Source organism: Streptomyces sp. ADMS (assembly GCF_033441795.1).
GTDB lineage: Bacteria > Actinomycetota > Actinomycetes > Streptomycetales > Streptomycetaceae > Streptomyces.
On the sequence record NZ_JAVFVX010000380.1, the window covers coordinates 1 to 605 of the forward strand.

The following is a 605-nucleotide window of genomic DNA, read 5'->3' on the forward strand; positions in this document are numbered from 1 at the left end:
TGGACGGGACCAGGTTCCGGGACAGCGAAGTGGACATCCGGCCCCTGGTCTCCGACGGGCACAAACAGCGGATCGGCCAGATCTCGGTGGAGGACCGCAAGGAGCTGCGGGAGTTCGAGCAGCGGTTCAAGTCGTACCTCGGCATGCGGCGGCTCGTGCACCGGGTTCCGGCTGGTTCCGGCGATCAGGAGGCTGAGACCGAGGAGATAGCCCCTGATCCGGCGGTCTACGTCTACGCCGGCCACGGGAATCCGGGCCGGCTGATGCTCGCCCTCCGTGACGGCCGGACGGTGCGGTTGGGCAAGCAGGACGCCGCGCGTTACGTCGCCGGGCTGCGCGAGGTGCGCCAGCTGCCCAAGGGGCACCGGCTGGACCTGGCGGTCTGCTTCAGCGCGTCGGACGGCGACCCGCATCAGCAGCCCCCTGGTCACGCTCCGCTGCCCCACGTCGACGATCCTTGGGCTGACGTGCCGTTCGGTCAGTACGCCGCCAACGAGAGCAGGCGTGAGACCACTTCGGCGACCAGGTTGACCGCTTTGTCGTATACCCATCGTGTGATGACCGCCGCGGTCAACGGGGAGAGGGGGCGTCGTGTCACGTTCCTG

General features: G+C 68.6%; 1 protein-coding gene. It reads left to right on the forward strand.

Features of this window, described 5'->3' with window-relative positions:
• Positions 1–29: 29 nt before the first annotated feature.
• The coding region (locus RB628_RS41150) for a hypothetical protein (RefSeq protein WP_318325735.1) at positions 30–605 on the forward strand (576 nt) is incomplete at its 3' end.